The sequence below is a fragment of the Microbacterium fluminis genome (genome assembly GCF_051549805.1).
GTDB lineage: Bacteria > Actinomycetota > Actinomycetes > Actinomycetales > Microbacteriaceae > Microbacterium.
The window spans coordinates 2,945,673-2,960,801 of the sequence record NZ_CP196042.1; the positions used below are offsets into that span (position 1 = coordinate 2,945,673).

At 71.2% G+C, this 15,129-nt stretch carries 18 protein-coding genes; 4 read left to right on the top strand and 14 right to left on the bottom strand.

Translation table 11 applies throughout. The annotated features are described in order from the left end of the window. Positions 1 to 17 precede the first annotated feature (17 nt). The 9 genes from recA to dapA form a co-directional block, all read right to left on the bottom strand. Positions 18 to 1,085, bottom strand: a complete 1,068-nt coding sequence (gene recA / locus ACSJDX_RS14240) for a recombinase RecA (RefSeq protein ID WP_438353296.1) — start codon at positions 1,083 to 1,085, stop codon at positions 18 to 20. Positions 1,086 to 1,313: 228 nt separating this feature from the next. Continuing rightward, the gene (locus ACSJDX_RS14245; RefSeq protein ID WP_438353297.1) at positions 1,314 to 1,538 is read right to left on the bottom strand and encodes a DUF3046 domain-containing protein; all 225 of its coding nucleotides are present in this window, start codon (positions 1,536 to 1,538) and stop codon (positions 1,314 to 1,316) included. Between the two features lie 20 nt (positions 1,539 to 1,558). Beyond that, positions 1,559 to 1,867: a helix-turn-helix domain-containing protein gene (locus ACSJDX_RS14250; RefSeq protein WP_438353298.1), complete on the bottom strand. Its 309-nt coding sequence runs from the start codon at positions 1,865 to 1,867 to the stop codon at positions 1,559 to 1,561. 153 nt (positions 1,868 to 2,020) lie between these two features. Next, positions 2,021 to 2,488 carry a CinA family protein gene (locus ACSJDX_RS14255; RefSeq protein WP_438353299.1) on the bottom strand — a complete coding sequence of 156 codons (468 nt, stop codon included), beginning with the start codon at positions 2,486 to 2,488 and terminating at the stop codon, positions 2,021 to 2,023. After that, the gene (pgsA, locus tag ACSJDX_RS14260) at positions 2,485 to 3,051 is read right to left on the bottom strand and encodes a CDP-diacylglycerol--glycerol-3-phosphate 3-phosphatidyltransferase (RefSeq protein WP_438353300.1); all 567 of its coding nucleotides are present in this window, start codon (positions 3,049 to 3,051) and stop codon (positions 2,485 to 2,487) included. Before pgsA ends, ACSJDX_RS14255 begins: the two co-directional genes overlap by 4 nt. Further along, on the bottom strand, positions 3,051 to 5,711 hold the full coding sequence (locus tag ACSJDX_RS14265; protein WP_438353301.1) for a DNA translocase FtsK: 2,661 nt from the start codon (positions 5,709 to 5,711) through the stop codon (positions 3,051 to 3,053). The genes pgsA and ACSJDX_RS14265 overlap by 1 nt, the downstream gene beginning before the upstream one ends. 63 nt (positions 5,712 to 5,774) lie before the next feature. Further along, complete coding sequence (locus ACSJDX_RS14270) at positions 5,775 to 6,269, bottom strand: N-acetyltransferase family protein (protein WP_438353302.1); 495 nt, start codon at positions 6,267 to 6,269, stop codon at positions 5,775 to 5,777. A gap of 42 nt (positions 6,270 to 6,311) precedes the next feature. Next, a complete protein-coding gene (locus tag ACSJDX_RS14275) occupies positions 6,312 to 7,988 on the bottom strand; it encodes a ribonuclease J (protein WP_438353303.1) in 1,677 nt (558 codons plus the stop codon). 55 nt (positions 7,989 to 8,043) lie between these two features. Beyond that, positions 8,044 to 9,021 carry a 4-hydroxy-tetrahydrodipicolinate synthase gene (gene dapA / locus ACSJDX_RS14280; protein WP_438353304.1) on the bottom strand — a complete coding sequence of 326 codons (978 nt, stop codon included), beginning with the start codon at positions 9,019 to 9,021 and terminating at the stop codon, positions 8,044 to 8,046. Positions 9,022 to 9,091: 70 nt separating this feature from the next. Between dapA and ACSJDX_RS14285 the strand changes: the two genes are divergently transcribed. After that, the gene (locus ACSJDX_RS14285; RefSeq protein WP_438353305.1) at positions 9,092 to 9,631 is read left to right on the top strand and encodes an NUDIX domain-containing protein; all 540 of its coding nucleotides are present in this window, start codon (positions 9,092 to 9,094) and stop codon (positions 9,629 to 9,631) included. A 16-nt stretch (positions 9,632 to 9,647) separates the two neighbouring features. Here ACSJDX_RS14285 and ACSJDX_RS14290 read toward each other — a convergent pair whose 3' ends face one another. The 3 genes from ACSJDX_RS14290 to ACSJDX_RS14300 are packed head-to-tail and all read right to left on the bottom strand — an operon-like array spanning position 9,648 to position 11,727. After that, positions 9,648 to 10,409, bottom strand: coding sequence for an SDR family NAD(P)-dependent oxidoreductase (locus ACSJDX_RS14290; RefSeq protein ID WP_438353306.1), 762 nt, complete (start codon positions 10,407 to 10,409; stop codon positions 9,648 to 9,650). Continuing rightward, complete coding sequence (locus tag ACSJDX_RS14295; protein WP_438353307.1) at positions 10,409 to 10,903, bottom strand: dihydrofolate reductase; 495 nt, start codon at positions 10,901 to 10,903, stop codon at positions 10,409 to 10,411. Before ACSJDX_RS14295 ends, ACSJDX_RS14290 begins: the two co-directional genes overlap by 1 nt. Next, positions 10,900 to 11,727 (bottom strand): thymidylate synthase, encoded by an 828-nt coding sequence (locus ACSJDX_RS14300; RefSeq protein ID WP_438353308.1) that lies wholly within the window; start codon positions 11,725 to 11,727, stop codon positions 10,900 to 10,902. Before ACSJDX_RS14300 ends, ACSJDX_RS14295 begins: the two co-directional genes overlap by 4 nt. Before the next feature lie 82 nt (positions 11,728 to 11,809). On the opposite strand from ACSJDX_RS14300, the gene ACSJDX_RS14305 reads away from it, so the two are divergent. The 3 genes from ACSJDX_RS14305 to ACSJDX_RS14315 all read left to right on the top strand — a co-directional run bounded on the left by ACSJDX_RS14305 (position 11,810) and on the right by ACSJDX_RS14315 (position 13,693). After that, on the top strand, positions 11,810 to 12,247 hold the full coding sequence (locus ACSJDX_RS14305; RefSeq protein ID WP_438353309.1) for a TlpA family protein disulfide reductase: 438 nt from the start codon (positions 11,810 to 11,812) through the stop codon (positions 12,245 to 12,247). 125 nt (positions 12,248 to 12,372) lie between these two features. After that, a complete protein-coding gene (locus ACSJDX_RS14310) occupies positions 12,373 to 12,798 on the top strand; it encodes an OsmC family peroxiredoxin (protein ID WP_438353310.1) in 426 nt (141 codons plus the stop codon). Then, complete coding sequence (locus ACSJDX_RS14315; protein WP_438353311.1) at positions 12,791 to 13,693, top strand: TIGR01777 family oxidoreductase; 903 nt, start codon at positions 12,791 to 12,793, stop codon at positions 13,691 to 13,693. The genes ACSJDX_RS14310 and ACSJDX_RS14315 overlap by 8 nt, the downstream gene beginning before the upstream one ends. 49 nt (positions 13,694 to 13,742) lie before the next feature. Here the strand turns inward: ACSJDX_RS14315 and ACSJDX_RS14320 are convergent, their stop codons facing one another. Together ACSJDX_RS14320 and dapB are read right to left on the bottom strand one after the other, a co-directional pair. After that, positions 13,743 to 14,198, bottom strand: a complete 456-nt coding sequence (locus ACSJDX_RS14320; RefSeq protein WP_438353312.1) for a hypothetical protein — start codon at positions 14,196 to 14,198, stop codon at positions 13,743 to 13,745. Then, positions 14,195 to 15,007, bottom strand: coding sequence for a 4-hydroxy-tetrahydrodipicolinate reductase (gene dapB / locus ACSJDX_RS14325; RefSeq protein WP_438353313.1), 813 nt, complete (start codon positions 15,005 to 15,007; stop codon positions 14,195 to 14,197). The genes ACSJDX_RS14320 and dapB overlap by 4 nt, the downstream gene beginning before the upstream one ends. Between the last annotated feature and the right edge of the window lie 122 nt (positions 15,008 to 15,129).

A 15,129-nucleotide genomic window follows, 5' to 3' on the forward strand; every position in this document is an offset into this window, starting at 1 on the left:
TCCGGCTCGACGGCGTCTCAGGCCGAGCGCTTCTTGGACAGCTCGACCGCCGGCGCCGGCTCGCCGCCCGCAGCCGGAACCAGCTTCGGCACCCCGATGCCGAGCTTGGTCTTGATCTTGCCCTCGATCTCGGCGGCCACATCGGGGTTCTTGATGAGGAAGTTGCGGGCGTTCTCCTTGCCCTGCCCGAGCTGCTCGCCGTCGTAGGTGTACCAGGCGCCGGACTTCTTCACGATCTCGTGCTCGACCCCGAAGTCGATCAGGCTGCCCTCGCGGGAGATCCCCACCCCGTAGAGGATGTCGAACTCGGCCTGCTTGAAGGGCGGGGCCATCTTGTTCTTGACGACCTTGACGCGGGTGCGGTTGCCGACCGCGTCGGTGCCGTCTTTCAGCGTCTCGATGCGACGGATGTCGAGGCGCACCGACGCGTAGAACTTCAGCGCCTTGCCGCCGGCGGTGGTCTCGGGCGAGCCGAAGAACACGCCGATCTTCTCGCGCAGCTGATTGATGAAGATCATCGTGGTGTTGGTCTGGTTGAGCCCACCGGTGAGCTTGCGCAGCGCCTGCGACATGAGGCGGGCCTGGAGGCCGACGTGGGAATCGCCCATCTCGCCCTCGATCTCGGCACGCGGCACGAGGGCGGCCACCGAGTCGATCACGATCAGGTCGATCGAGCCGGAGCGGATGAGCATGTCGGCGATCTCGAGCGCCTGCTCCCCCGTGTCGGGCTGCGACACCAGCAGCTGGTCGATGTCGACGCCGAGCTTCATGGCGTAGTCGGGGTCGAGTGCGTGTTCGGCGTCGATGAACGCGGCGATACCGCCGTTGCGCTGGGCGTTGGCGATCGCGTGGAGCGTGAGCGTGGTCTTGCCCGAGGACTCCGGGCCGTAGATCTCGATGATGCGGCCGCGGGGCAGACCGCCGACGCCGAGGGCGACGTCGAGGGCGATCGAGCCGGTGGGGATGACCTCGACCGGGGCGCGCTCGTCGCTGCCCAGTCGCATGACCGAGCCCTTTCCGAACTGCCGGTCGATCTGGGCGAGGGCCGAATCGAGGGCCTTCTCGCGGTCGGCGGGTGATGGCATGACGTGCTCCTTATGCTCGCGTTCCGTCGCCTGTAGGCTGCCGCGCTCCGCCCCGGTGGAACGGATGCTGCGGCAAGGCGTGTGGTGTCGTTCGACGCTCCTCACGGTACGGAGGGCCTCCGACATCCGGACCCCGACCGACCGCATCCGTGGATGGACACGTCCTCGACACCTGCTGTGCAGGAGCCTACGCGCGGATCGAACAGACGTTCGAGAGCGACACGCCGGTCAGCGACCTCGGGGCTCGAGACGCCCCACGCCGTGCCGACGGTCGTCGGGCACGTCGGTCTGCGCGCACAGCGCGAGCCAGATGTCCCGCGGCGGGACCCCGTCGGCCAGCGCCTGCGCGGACGTGCGGCCGCCGACGGCACCCAGCACGAGATCGTTCAGGAGCGCCGACGCGCGTCCGCCGAACTCGTCGTCGACGGCGCGGAGGAACTCACTGCGACGCATGGCGAGAGGACGCGCGGGCGTCAGCGCAGAGACAGCTCGGCGTCGACCGAGGCCACGAGCTCGTCGGGCACCACGTCGGGGAAGGACTGCACGCCCTCGAGCACCGAGAGGCGATCGCCGACTTCACGCATGATCGTCGAGATCGGCACGTCGAGCGCCTCGGCGACCGATGCGAGGATCTCGCTCGACGCCTCTTTCTGACCGCGCTCCACCTCGCTGAGGTAGCCCAGCGCGACGCTCGCGCGGCTGGCGACCTGGCGGAGGGTGCGCCCCTTCTGCTGGCGGAAGTCACGCAGGACTTCGCCGATCTCCTGACGTACCAGAATCATGTGCGGCCCCTCCTCACTGCATCTTCCCACCGTCGTCCGGGTGGACCACAGTACATCACCGAATGATGCCAATCTAACCCCGCGCGCTGGGCGAAGGGTGGGAATCGCCGAATGTAACGCACCCGAAACGCAGGCATTCCCGGATGCCCGAGGTCACAGGAGTGCGAGACAGTCGGCGAGCGCACGATCCACCGCGGCGCGACGGATCTCCGCCCGGCCGCCCGGGAGCAGCACGGTGATGCTCGACGCGTCGGCCGGCGTGTCGACCGCGATGCACACCGTTCCCACCGCATGTCCGTCCTGGGGCTCGGGTCCGGCCACGCCGGTCGTGGCCACGCCCACGTCGGCGCCCAGGAGGCGCCGAACGCCCTCGGCCATCTGCCGTGCGACCTCCGGATGCACCGCGCCCTCGACCGCGAGCAGGTCGGCGTCGACCCCGAGCACATCGCGCTTGACGTCGGTGGCGTAGGCGACCACTCCCCCGCGCAGGCTCGCCGACGCTCCGGGCACGTCGACCAGCGTCGAAGCGACCAGACCGCCCGTCAGGGACTCCGCCACCGCGATGCTCCAGCCGCGCTCGGCCAGCCGCGCGAGCACCGCACGGGCCGAGGCATCCGTCATGCGCGCTTGTTCCGCGCGGCGCGCACCTCGGTGATGATGTAGTCGATCCCGCTGGCGATCGTGAGGGCCACCGCGATGGTCATCGTGACGCCGTTGACCCACCAGATCCATTCGCCGACGAGCGTCCACAGAGGCAGCAGGGCGAGCGAGAGTGCGACCGCCTGCGCGACGGTCTTGAGCTTGCCCATCCACGCGGCGGCCAGCACGTGGTCGCTGACCACCATGAAGCGGTAGACGGTGATGCCGACCTCGCGCACCAGCACGACGATCGTGATCCACCACGGCAGCTCGCCGAGGATCGACAGCCCCACGAACGCGACACCGGTGAGGGCCTTGTCGGCGATCGGGTCGAGCAGCTTGCCCAGATCGGTGACGATCTCGTACTTGCGCGCCAGCCATCCGTCGATGCCGTCGGTGGAGATCGCGACGATGAACAGCACGGCCGCCCACCAGCGCAGCGGCCCGTCGGCGCCCGCGTCGGCCAGCAGCATCCACAGGAACACCGGTGCGCACAGGATGCGCACGATCGTGATCGCGTTGGGCAGCTGCCGCGGAACGGCCATCAGTCGCGCCCCGTCAATCCCCAGGCATCCTCGTCGGCGCCTTCCTCGACCACGGGATAGCCCTCGAACTGAGCCTCCACGGGGTCGGCCGAGCGGACGGGAGGAGCGGATGTCTCCGCGACCGCCGGTGCGACGTCGCCGCGCAGGCGCGCCATCACCCCGGGCAGCTGCTCGTTCGTGACGAGCACGTCACGGGCCTTGGAGCCTTCGGACGGGCCGACGATCTCGCGGGATTCGAGGAGGTCCATGAGCCGGCCGGCCTTGGCGAAGCCGACGCGCAGCTTGCGCTGCAGCATGGAGGTCGAGCCGAACTGCGTCCCGACGACGAGCTCTGCGGCCGCCAGCAGCAGCTCGAGGTCGTCTCCGATGTCGGCGTCGACCTCCTTCTTCTGCGCCTCGACGGCGACGTCGTCTCGGTACTCCGGACGCGCCTGGGCGGTGACGTGCTTGACGACCTTCTCGATCTCGGACTCGCTCACCCACGCGCCCTGCACACGCACGGCCTTGGAGGTGCCCATCGGGAGGAACAGGGCGTCGCCCTGCCCGATCAGGCGGTCGGCACCGGGCTGATCGAGGATGACGCGGCTGTCGGTGACGCTCGTGACCGCGAACGCCAGCCGCGAGGGGACGTTCGCCTTGATGAGGCCGGTCACGACGTCGACCGACGGACGCTGCGTGGCGAGGACCAGGTGGATGCCGCTGGCACGGGCGAGCTGCGTGATGCGGACGATCGAGTCCTCAACGTCGCGCGGAGCCACCATCATCAGGTCGGCGAGCTCGTCGACGACGACGAGGAGGTAGGGGTAGGGCTTGAGGACGCGCTCGCTGCCGACCGGCGGGTTCACCTCGCCGGCGACGACGGCCTTGTTGAAGTCGTCGATGTGACGGAAGCCGAACGACGCGAGGTCGTCGTATCGCATGTCCATCTCCTTCACGACCCACTGCAGCGCCTCGGCCGCCTTCTTCGGGTTCGTGATGATGGGGGTGATGAGGTGCGGCACGCCGGCGTAGGAGGTGAGCTCCACGCGCTTGGGGTCGATCAGCACCATGCGCACATCGGTCGGCTTCGCGCGCATCAGCAGGCTCGTGATCATCGAGTTCACGAAACTGGACTTGCCCGAGCCGGTGGAGCCGGCCACGAGCAGGTGGGGCATCTTGGCGAGGTTGGCCACGACGTAGCCGCCGCCGACGTCCTTGCCCACGCCGATCGTCATCGGGTGGGTGCTGCCGGTGGCGGCATCGGAGCGCAGCACGTCGCCGAGCGTGACGACCTCGCGGTCGGTGTTGGGGATCTCCACGCCGATCGCGCTCTTGCCGGGGATGGGCGCCAGGATGCGCACCTCGTTGGATGCCACGGCGTAGGCGATGTTGTTGGTGAGTGCGGTGATGCGCTCGACCTTGACGCCGGGGCCGACCTCGATCTCGTACTGGGTGACCGTCGGCCCGCGCGAGAACCCGGTGACCCGGGCGTCGACGGAGAACTGGTCGAGCACGCTCGTGATGGCCCGGACGATCTCGTCGTTCGCCGCCGAGCGTGCCTTGTGGGGCGTTCCGGCCGCCAGCGCGGCGACGGAGGGCAGTCGGTAGAGGGCGGCCGCAGGCATCCCCTCGTCGCGGCCGATCCCGGACAGACCGGGGAGCATCTCGTCGGATGCCGGGCTGTCGTCGGTGAGGGCTGTGGCGGGGGCGAGCCCCGCGCGGCCGAGCGGGTCGATCACTTCGGTGAGCGCATCGGGCGCGGCCGGAAGCGGCGGCTGCGGCGGGACGACCGCCTGGTCGAACCCGCCCTCGGAGGCGCCGGGAGACAGCAGCTCGGTGAGGTCCTGCGAGCCGATCCCGTCGTCGGGATCCTCCTCGCGACCGGTCTTGTTGCGGCGCCACCAGGGCAGCGACGGCTCGGCGTCGTCGTCGTCCTTCGCGCCGTCGTCGAACGCGACGCCCTCGGGACGGGCCGGCCGCTCGGCGTCGAACATCCAGGCGTAGAGGTCGCCGAGGCGCCGGCCGATGCGATTCGGCGGCGTCTTGGTGAGGATGAGCACGCTCAGCACGACGACCAGGCCCAGGACGATGCAGGCGCCCACCTCGGTGAGCCCCATCGCCAGCGGTTCCCCGACCATCCAGCCGAACAGTCCGCCTGCCTCGCTCAGTGCGGGCAGGCCGTCCTTCGGGGCGGGACGTCCGCCCAGCACGTGACAGAACCCCGCCACCGCGATCGCGAACAGCGCGAAGCCGATCCCGATGCGACCGTTGTCGTGCACCGAGGCGGGATGCCGGAACAGCCAGCCCGCGAGCAGCAGGAGCAGCACCGGCATGATGAACGCGAGCCGCCCGACGAGGCCGCCCACCGTGTAGGCGCTGATCGTGGCGGAGACCTCGGTGCCGATGAAGAACCACTCGACGACGGAGCCGGCGACGGCCAGCAGCACGATGAGGAACGGCAGACCGTCGCGGCGCTGCTCCTTCTCGAGCGTCTCGGGGCCGAACGCGCGGAACAGCCCGCCGACGGCGTGCGCCACGCCGAGCCAGGCGCGGGTGATCACGGGCGGCTTCTCGGCTTCGCCGACGTAGCGCTTGGGTGCGGGCTCGGGCTTCCGCGCGCGCGACGACGACCCCTTCGCGGACGCACGACCATTCGTGGTCGGGCTCGAACTCCTGGCCATGGACTCCACGCTACGGCGCCCCACCCCCATCGCGCGGGAGCGACGCGGCGCGAGAGCGGTCGGTCAGCGCAGACGTTTGACCATGACGTCGCGCCCGACGCCGCTGCGCACCACCGCGAAGCCCTCGCTGCGGTAGAGCGTGGCGGCGAAGTTGCCGCGCTCCACGCTGAGGCTCAGGCGACCGAAACCCGCGGCGCGCGCACCGTCGGCCAGCCGCTGCAGCAGAGCTCGGCCGACACCGTGGGCGCGCCAGATCGGACGCACTCCGATCACGAGCTCCGGCACTCCGGTGCCCACGTAGGCGAATCCGGGATCGGTGCGCGGCAGCATCCGATACCAGGCGGCCCCGATCGGCTGACCGTGCAGGTCGACCGCGATGCAGCCGGCATCGCCCGGACGCATCCAGCCGGCGATGAACCGGCTGTACTCCGGACTCCCGAGCACTTCGTGGCGTGGCCGCGGCGCACCCGAGCGCCAGTTCGCCGCCTCGACGGCCATGTCGCCGAGGAACGCGCCGTCCGCCGATACGGCGTCGCGCATCCGGAATGAGACGGGCACCTGCCGCTCCTCCTCGATACTCTGCGGGTCAGCCGGCTCGGCTCACGCCTCGATGACCAGCGGGATGATCATCGGACGGCGGCGCAGGGACTGGTTGACCCAGCGCCCGATCGTGCGGCGCACGACCTGCGACAGCGCGTGCGTGTCTCGCACGCCCGACTTGGCCGCCTCGGCCAGCGCGGCCGCGATCTTGGGCTTGACCGCATCGAACACGGCGTCGTCTTCGGCGAAGCCGCGGGCGTGGATGTCGGGCCCGGTGATGATCTTGCCGGTGACCGAGTCGACCACGACGATGACCGAGATGAAGCCCTCCTCGCCGAGGATGCGGCGGTCCTTCAGGTCGGCGTCGGTGATCTCGCCGACCGTGGACCCGTCGACGTAGACGAAGCCGAGGTCGAGCTGGCCGACCACCTGCGCCACTCCGCCGGCGAGGTCGATGACCGTGCCGTTCTCGCCGATGATGGTGCGATCCGCGGGGATCCCGGTGTCCTGGGCGAGCTTGGCGTTGGCGATCAGGTGCCGGTACTCGCCGTGCACGGGCAGCACGTTCTTGGGCTTGAGGATGTTGTAGCAGTACAGCAGCTCGCCGGCCGCGGCGTGCCCGGAGACGTGCACCTTCGCGTTGCCCTTGTGCACGACGGTGGCGCCGAGCTTGGTGAGTCCGTCGATCACGCGGTAGATCGCGTTCTCGTTGCCGGGGATCTGGCTGGAGGCCAGGATGACGGTGTCGCCCGGACCGGGCTCGATCTCGTGGTCGAGGTTGGCCATGCGGCTGAGCACGGCCATCGGCTCGCCCTGCGAGCCGGTCGACATGTAGACGATCTGGTCGTCGGGCAGGTCGCGCGCCTTCTTGTAGTCGATCAGCACCCCCTCGGGCACGTTGAGATAACTGAGATCGGCGGCGATCCCCATGTTGCGCACCATGCTGCGGCCGAGGAGCGCCACGCGGCGGCCGTGGGCGTGCGCGGCATCCAGCACCTGCTGAACGCGGTGCACGTGGCTGGAGAAGCTCGCCACGATGACCCGCCGGGGCGCCCGGCCGATGACCTGGTCGAGCACCGGGCCGATCTCGCGCTCCAGTGGCGTGAACCCGGGCACGTCGGCGTTGGTGGAGTCGACCAGGAACAGGTCCACGCCCTCCTCGCCGAGGCGTGAGAACGCGCGCAGGTCGGTGAGGCGGCCGTCCAGCGGCAGCTGGTCCATCTTGAAGTCGCCGGTCGCCAGCGCCAGACCCGCCGGGGTCTTGATCGCCACGGCGAGCGCGTCGGGGATCGAGTGGTTGACCGCCACGAACTCGAGGTCGAACGGCCCGAGGCGCTCGTGGTCGCCCTCCTTCACCGTCAGGGTGAAGGGCTTGATGCGGTGCTCCTTGAGCTTGGCCTCGACGAGGGCGAGGGTGAGCCCGGATCCGATCAGGGGGATGTCGGACTTCAGCTTCAGCAGATACGGCACCGCGCCGATGTGGTCCTCGTGGCCGTGAGTGAGCACGACGCCGACGATGTCGTCGAGCCGGTGCTTGATGGGCTCGAAGTCGGGGAGGATCAGGTCGACGCCGGGCTGGTGCTCCTCGGGGAACAGCACTCCGCAGTCGACCACGAGCAGCTTGCCCTCGTACTCGAAGACGGTCATGTTGCGGCCGACCTCGCCGAGACCGCCGAGCGGGGTCACGCGCAGCGTCTGCGGGGCGAGGGCAGGCGGGTCGTACACGGTGGTGGGCATGGGGTGCCTCCTCGCGATGCCGGGAGCACCGGCATCCGTTCTGTTCAGGTGTGTGTCAGCGGGTCGTGCCCGAGACCTTCGGCAGCGCGCCGCCCGCGGCCGCGTTGCGGTCGGGACGGAAGTTGGAGAAATCGGCGCCCGGGACGCCGGCGACGAGCGCGAGCTCGTCCTCGATCTTGGCGGCCTCCCACTCCTCGGGGCCGACGAGGGGCAGGCGCACGCGCGGGCTGCCGATGCGGCCGAGGCCGTGCAGGATGTACTTCGCCGACACGGTGCCGGGCACGTGGGTCATGACGGCGCGCACGAGCGGCTCGAGGCGCTGGTGCTCGGCCGTCGCCGTCTTCAGGTCGCCGGCGTTGACGGCGTCGACGATCGCGCGGTACGGCGCGGGGGCGATGTTGGCCGTCACGCCGATGAGACCCGAGGCGCCGATCGCGAGGTGCGGCAGCACGTTGGCGTCGTCGCCGGAGAAGTACATCAGATCGGTCTGGTTGAGCACGCGGCTGACCTCGCTGAAGTCGCCCTTGGCGTCTTTCACGGCGAGGATGTTCGGATGCTTCGCGAGGCGCAGGATCGTCTCGTACTGGATGGGCACACCGGTGCGGCCGGGGATGTCATAGAGGATGACCGGCAGGTCGGTCGCGTCCGCCACGAGCCGGAAGTGGGTGAGGATGCCCGCCTGCGTCGGCTTGTTGTAGTACGGCGTGACGATCATGATGCCGTCGGCGCCGGCCTTCTCGCTGGCCTTGTACAGCTCGATCGCGTGGGCGGTCTCGTTCGATCCGCCGCCGGTGATGATCTTGGCGCGGCCCGCCGAGACGCTCTTGCCGACCTCGACGAGGCGGATCTTCTCGGCGTCGGTGAGCGTGGAGGTCTCGCCCGTGGTGCCGGTCACGACGATCCCGTCGGCACCGGCGGAGATGACGTCGTCGATGTGCTTCTCGGTGGCGGCCCAGTCGACCTCGCCGTCGGCCGTCATCGGGGTGACGAGCGCGACGAGCACCTGACCGAAAGGATTGCCCGCGTGCGTCATGGTTTCAGGCTAGCGGTTCGCGGGGCGCTCACGCGCCGTGCGGCGCAGCGCCGGCCGTAGGGTGGGCGGCATGAGCTGGGAGACCCGCGGCACGCGCACGGTGTACGAGAACCCCTGGATCCGCGTACGCGAAGACCAGGTCACGGGACCGCACGGCGACGGCATCTACGGGGTCGTCGAGATGCGCAACCCGGCCGTGTTCATCGTCGCCGTCGACGAGGACGACAGGGTGTGCCTCGTGTCGATGGAGCGTTATACGGTCGGACGCTCACTGGAGGTGCCGGCCGGCGGGTCGGACGGCGAGGATCCGCTCGTGGCCGCGCGGCGCGAGCTGCGCGAGGAGGCGGCCGTCGAGGCCGACGAATGGACGCATCTCGGCGACATGAACGCCTTGAACGGCATCGCCGACGCTCCGGAGCACGTGTTCCTCGCGCGCCGGCTCCGCCCGGTGACGGATGCGGCGCACAGCCAGCGGGAGGAGGGCATAGACGATGTGCGGTGGGTGCCGTTCGCCGAGGCGATCGCGCTGATCGCCGCCGGCACGATCACCGACGGCGAGACGGTCGCCGCGCTGTTCTACGCCGCCATCCGACTCGGACGCGTGAGCTGAGCCCGGCGACGGGGCCTCAGCGGCCGCGCATTCCCAGGTGCGCGGTGATCCGGTCCGGCAGCAGCGGCAGGAGCCTCGCCAGCGCCTTGTAGCGCAGCGACGGGATCGACACCGACCGGCCGCGCGCGGCATCCCGCAGCGCCTCGGCGACCACCGACGAGGCATCCAGCCACATCCACTCGGCGATGCCCTCCTCCCCCGGCGGCAGTCCGAGCCGCTCGTGGAAGTTCGTGTGCACGAAGCCCGGGCACACCGCCGTGACGGTGACCCCGCGCGGGGTGTAGACGACGTTCGCCCACCGGCTGAACTGCACGATCCACGCCTTGACCGCGCCGTAGGTGGAGCGCGGCATGAACGCGGCGATCGAGGCGACGTTGACGATCCGGCCGTGCCCCCGCTCGAGCATGGCTCCCAGCGCCGCGTGCATGAGCCGCAGCGGAGCCTCGTCCTGCACGCGCAGGTGTCGCGCCTCGACCTCGACGTCGTTCTCGTCGAAGGCGAGCGGCAGTCCGTAGCCGGCGTTGTTGACCAGCACCTCGATCGGCTCGTCGCGGCTGCCCACCCGCTCGGCGACCTTCACGAGATCCTTCGGCTTCGCCAGATCGGCGACGAGCACCTCGCACCGCACGCCGTACCGCTGGGTGAGGTCGGCCGCCACGGTCTCGAGGGCGCTGCGGGTGCGCGCCACGAGCACGACGTCGGCCCCCCGGGCGGCGAGCTGCGCGGCGAACTCCGCGCCGAGCCCCGAGCTCGCGCCGGTGACGAGTGCCGCGACCATCAGCGCTCCATCCGCAGGAAGCGATAGCGGATGCCTCGGCTCGACGTGTGCCAGCCGTGCTCCGGGTCGCTGGCGCGCACCGACCAGCCCGCGCGTGACGGCGCGAAGGTGTCGCCGGGCACGTCGAGGTCGAGCTCGGTCACCTCCAGCAGGTCGGCGCCGTCGACGGCCTCGCGGAAGAGCGCGCCGCCGCCGATCACCCAGACGCGCCCGTCGCCGGCGAGGGCGAGGGCGTCGTCGAGGGACGCGGCGGCCTCGGCCCCTTCGGCCGACCAGCCCTCCGTGCGCGTGACGACGATGTTGCGGCGGCCCGGGAGGGGACGGAACCGCTCGGGGAACGACTCCCACGTGCGCCGTCCCATCACGACCGCGGCGCCGAGGGTGACCTCCTTGAAATGCGCGAGGTCCTCCGGAACGTGCCACGGCATGCCGCCGTCGGCGCCGATGACGCCGCCGTCGGCCTCGGCCCAGACCAGCCCGACGCGCTGGGTCATACCGCGACCACGCCGCGGATCGCCGGGTGGTGCTGGTAGTCGTCGACCACGAAGTCGTCGAAGCGGTAGTCGAGGATCGACTCGGGCGTGCGCGCGAAGCGCAGCGTGGGAAGCGGATAGGCGTCGCGGCTGAGCTGCTCGCGCACCTGGTCGAGGTGGTTGTCGTAGATGTGGCAGTCGCCGCCGGTCCAGACGAACTCGCCCAGCCCGAGGCCGACCTGCTGGGCGATCATCATCGTCAGCAGTGCGTAGGAGGCGATGTTGAACGGCACCCCGAGGAACATGTCGGCGCTGCGCTGGTAGAGCTGGCACGACAGCTTGCCGTCGGCGACGTAGAACTGGAACAGGGCATGGCAGGGGGCGAGGGCCATGTCGGGGATGTCGGCGGGGTTCCACGCCGACACGATCAGCCGCCGCGAGTCGGGATTCGTGCGGATCTGCTCGACCACCTCGGAGATCTGATCGATGGTGTCGCCGCCGGGCGTCGGCCACGAGCGCCACTGCACGCCGTAGACGGGACCGAGCTCGCCCGAGGCATCCGCCCACTCGTCCCAGATCGTGACGCCGTTCTCGCGCAGCCAGCCGACGTTCGACTCGCCGCGCAGGAACCACAGCAGCTCGAGCGCGATCGACTTGAAGTGCACCCGCTTGGTGGTGATGAGCGGGAAGCCCTCGGCGAGGTCGTACCGGATCTGCCGCCCGAACACGCTGGTCGTTCCCGTCCCGGTGCGGTCGCCCTTGCGGGTGCCGTGCTCGAGCACGTCGCGGAGAAGGTCCTCGTAGGGGGTCGGCGTCGTCACATCCGACACGATACCGGCGGCCATCCCCTCCCGGCTCGGCGACACCGCCGGCATCGGCGCTCTCGAGGGGGATCCATTCAGCAGAAAGCAGATAGTCTGATCGGTTGTGACCCTCGTCGACGCCCTCATCGCTCTCACCGCGCTCCTCGCGGTGACGGTCGGCGTCGGCGGCTACCTGCAGTGGCGCGGGCGGCGCCCGCAGCGCCAGACCGGGCACGAGATCGTCGAGCCGCAGCGTCTCGGCGCCGACGGGCTCGGCGAAGCCGCGACGCTGCTGCAGTTCAGCACCGAGACGTGCGCCCGCTGTCCCGGCGTGCACCGCCAGCTCGCGGAGCTCGCCGACAGCCACGACGGCGTGCGCCACCTCGACGTCGACCTCACGCACCGGCCCGACATCGCCAAGCACTTCCACGTGCTGCAGACCCCGACGACTCTCATCCTCGACCGGGACGGGGTGATCCGCACCCGCTTCGGCGGTGTGCCCAGTCGCGACGTGCTCGAGCTCGAGCTCGCCCGGCTCACCACCGCCCCGACCGGCGTCTGAGCGCCCGGTCCACGCTGCGGGGCCCGTTCGCGCCGAGGCATCCGCTCCCCTCCCGCCCGTCGGCGCACGCGGTTAGGCTGGCCGCGAGGCGCCGCACCGGCGCCCGGAGACCGACGGAGGCTGCCATGACCGTGACGAGTGAAGCGACCACCCGGTGGAAGGGCACGCTGGCCCAGGGCTCGGGCACGGTGTCGCTGGATTCCTCCGGCGCCGGCACCTTCGACGTGAACTGGAAGGCGCGCAGCGAGGGATCGACCTCGGTCACGACCCCGGAGGAGCTGCTCGCGGGTGCGCACGCCGCCTGCTTCAGCATGGCCTTCTCGCACGCGCTCACCGAGAACGGCACCCCGCCCGAGTCGATCGACACCACCGCGTCGGTGACGTTCAAGCCGGGCACCGGCATCACCGGCAGCCACCTCAACGTGAACGCCGTCGTGCCGGGTCTCTCGCGCGAGGACTTCGACCGCATCGCCGCCGACGCCAAGGCGAACTGTCCGGTGTCGCAGGCGCTCGCGGGCATCGAGATCACCCTCGAGGCGACGCTTGCCTGACGCCCGCGTCGTGGTGGCCGGCGCGTCGGGCCTCATCGGCCGCGCGCTGGTCGCTTCGCTCCGCGCCGACGGGATCGCCGTGACGACGCTCGTGCGCCGCGCCCCCGAGACGGCCGACGAGGTCGAGTGGCTCGCCGACGACACCCCGCTCGACCCGGACGTCCTCGTCGGCGCGCGCGCCGTGGTCGGGCTCAACGGCGCGAGCATCGGCCGCTTCCCGTGGACGCCGCGGTACAAGAGCACGCTGCTGTGGTCGCGCATCACGCCCACGCGCGCACTGGCCCGCGCGGTCCGGGCGATGGGGACGGATGCTCCGCAGCTCGTCTCCGCGTCGGCGGTGGGCTACTACGGCTCAGCGCCGGGCGCACGGCTGACCGAGACCTCGCCGCGGGGCGAGACGTTCCTCGCCGACGTGTGCGGCGAATGGGAGACCGCCGCCCTGGCCGCCGGCGACGACGCCCGCGTCGCGCTGCTGCGCACCGCTCCGGTCGTGCATCGCGACGGCGTGCTGAAGCCGCTCATGCTGCTCACCCGCCTCGGGGTGTCCGGTCCGATCGGCAGCGGCCGGCAGGTGTGGCCGTGGATCTCGCTCGACGACGAGGTGCGCGCCATCCGGCACGTGATCGACGCCGGCCTCAGCGGTCCGGTCAATCTCACCGGACGCGACCGTGCGACCGCCAACGACCTCGGCTTCGCGCTGGCGGTGCGCATGAACCGGCCGTACGTCGTGCGGGCGCCCGTATGGGGCATGAGGCTCGCGCTCGGCGGCGACGCCACCGAGGCCCTGCTCACCACCGACGCCGACGTCGCACCCGACGTGCTGGGTGCGAGCGGGTTCGAGTGGCGGCATCCCACCGTCGAATCCGCCGTCGACGCCGCCCTCGCGAGCGACTGACGGGCTGCCGAGGGTCGCTCCGCGTCGATCGCGGGGCTTCGGCTGCGGGTCAGCGGGACCCGCGGCGTTCCCTGCCCTCGAGCGTGATCGCCGTGCGCACCGCGGCCCGCGCGCGCTTGCGGTCGCCGGCGGCGTCGTAGGCGAGCGCCAGCCGGTACCACGCCCGCCACGACTCGGGGGACGCCTCGACCTCGGCCTTGTACGCGGGGAACACCGCGTCGCCGTCCGCGCGCATCACGCGCCCGCTCGGGCGCACCGCGACATCGTCGGCGGGCAGCGCGTCCTCGGCCTCGAGTCGTCGGCCGAGCTGCTCGGCCCGGAACCCGAACCACAGCTCCCTCCCCAGCGCCCACGCCGCCACGATCGGCAGCACGACCAGCGCAGCGCCCATCGCGACGCCGATCGGCTCGCCGCTGATCAGCAGCAGCCACGCGCGCTGACCCACCAGCACGATGTACACCAGGAGCAGCACCGCCATCACGGCGACGCCGATCCGCGCGCTCATAGGCCCGTGGTGCGCGCGACCTGGCCGGGCACGTCGTTCTCGGCGACCGGGCTGCCCGCCCCCGTGGAGGGCGTGCGGAGGCCGATGTCGAGGAAGCTGTCGAGTCCGACGACCACCCCGCGCACGTCGCGTGCGGCCCGCAGGGCGAGCCGGATGCCGGGGGTGTACGCCGCGGCGGGGTCGACGGTGTCGTGCACGATCGTGAGCGACTCCCCCGCGCCCGAGAGGATCGTCTCCTGGCGGGCGACCACGCCGGGGCGGCGCAGCGAGTGAATCGGCACGCTCGCGACCTGCTGGCCGCGGGCGCGCTGATCGACGTGCGGAGACTCGACCGGGCCGACGCCGGAGCGGGCCGCGGCGATGAGCTCGGCGGTGCGCACGGCCGTGCCGCTGGGCGAGTCGACCTTGGTCTCGCGGTGGGCCTCGACGATCTCGACCGAGGGGAAGAACGGCGCCGCCGCCGCCGCCAGGGCCGAGCCCAGCACGGAGCCGAGCGAGAAGTTCGGGATGAAGACGGCGCCGGTGCGGGCGGCCTCCACGAGCGGGCGCACGAGCGCGATGCGCTCGGCCGACCAGCCGGAGGTCCCCACGACGATCGGGATGCCGCGCTCGACCGCCGCGCGGACGACGTCGATCGAGATCGACGGCACGCTCGCGTCGACCACGAGGTCCGCGCCCTCGAGCTCCGCCAGATCGGATCGGGAGGTGAGGACGGCGGCCACCTCGAAGCCGTCCTCGGCCTCGACCACGTCGCGGATGATGCCTCCGAGCTTGCCGGTGCCGCCGACGATGGCCACGCGTGTCGTCATGCGTCCAGCCTAGGCGTCCGGCCCCGCATCCCCGCCCAGAGTCGCGGCGAGGCGCCGGCGACCCGTCGAGCGGTCGCGACTCGCCGCACGCCCTCGCGCAGACGCGGCGAGTCGCGACCGGT

What these genes read in the sequence shown, in the direction of transcription:
- recA (WP_438353296.1), bottom strand. Translation starts at nt 1,085, where the DNA reads ATGCCATCACCCGCCGACCGCGAGAAGGCCCTCGATTCGGCCCTCGCC.
- ACSJDX_RS14245 (WP_438353297.1), bottom strand. Translation starts at nt 1,538, where the DNA reads ATGCGTCGCAGTGAGTTCCTCCGCGCCGTCGACGACGAGTTCGGCGGA.
- ACSJDX_RS14250 (WP_438353298.1), bottom strand. Translation starts at nt 1,867, where the DNA reads ATGATTCTGGTACGTCAGGAGATCGGCGAAGTCCTGCGTGACTTCCGC.
- ACSJDX_RS14255 (WP_438353299.1), bottom strand. Translation starts at nt 2,488, where the DNA reads ATGACGGATGCCTCGGCCCGTGCGGTGCTCGCGCGGCTGGCCGAGCGC.
- pgsA (WP_438353300.1), bottom strand. Translation starts at nt 3,051, where the DNA reads ATGGCCGTTCCGCGGCAGCTGCCCAACGCGATCACGATCGTGCGCATC.
- ACSJDX_RS14265 (WP_438353301.1), bottom strand. Translation starts at nt 5,711, where the DNA reads ATGGCCAGGAGTTCGAGCCCGACCACGAATGGTCGTGCGTCCGCGAAG.
- ACSJDX_RS14275 (WP_438353303.1), bottom strand. Translation starts at nt 7,988, where the DNA reads ATGCCCACCACCGTGTACGACCCGCCTGCCCTCGCCCCGCAGACGCTG.
- dapA (WP_438353304.1), bottom strand. Translation starts at nt 9,021, where the DNA reads ATGACGCACGCGGGCAATCCTTTCGGTCAGGTGCTCGTCGCGCTCGTC.
- ACSJDX_RS14285 (WP_438353305.1), top strand. Translation starts at nt 9,092, where the DNA reads ATGAGCTGGGAGACCCGCGGCACGCGCACGGTGTACGAGAACCCCTGG.
- ACSJDX_RS14290 (WP_438353306.1), bottom strand. Translation starts at nt 10,409, where the DNA reads ATGGTCGCGGCACTCGTCACCGGCGCGAGCTCGGGGCTCGGCGCGGAG.
- ACSJDX_RS14295 (WP_438353307.1), bottom strand. Translation starts at nt 10,903, where the DNA reads ATGACCCAGCGCGTCGGGCTGGTCTGGGCCGAGGCCGACGGCGGCGTC.
- ACSJDX_RS14300 (WP_438353308.1), bottom strand. Translation starts at nt 11,727, where the DNA reads ATGGCCGCCGGTATCGTGTCGGATGTGACGACGCCGACCCCCTACGAG.
- ACSJDX_RS14310 (WP_438353310.1), top strand. Translation starts at nt 12,373, where the DNA reads ATGACCGTGACGAGTGAAGCGACCACCCGGTGGAAGGGCACGCTGGCC.
- ACSJDX_RS14320 (WP_438353312.1), bottom strand. Translation starts at nt 14,198, where the DNA reads ATGAGCGCGCGGATCGGCGTCGCCGTGATGGCGGTGCTGCTCCTGGTG.
- dapB (WP_438353313.1), bottom strand. Translation starts at nt 15,007, where the DNA reads ATGACGACACGCGTGGCCATCGTCGGCGGCACCGGCAAGCTCGGAGGC.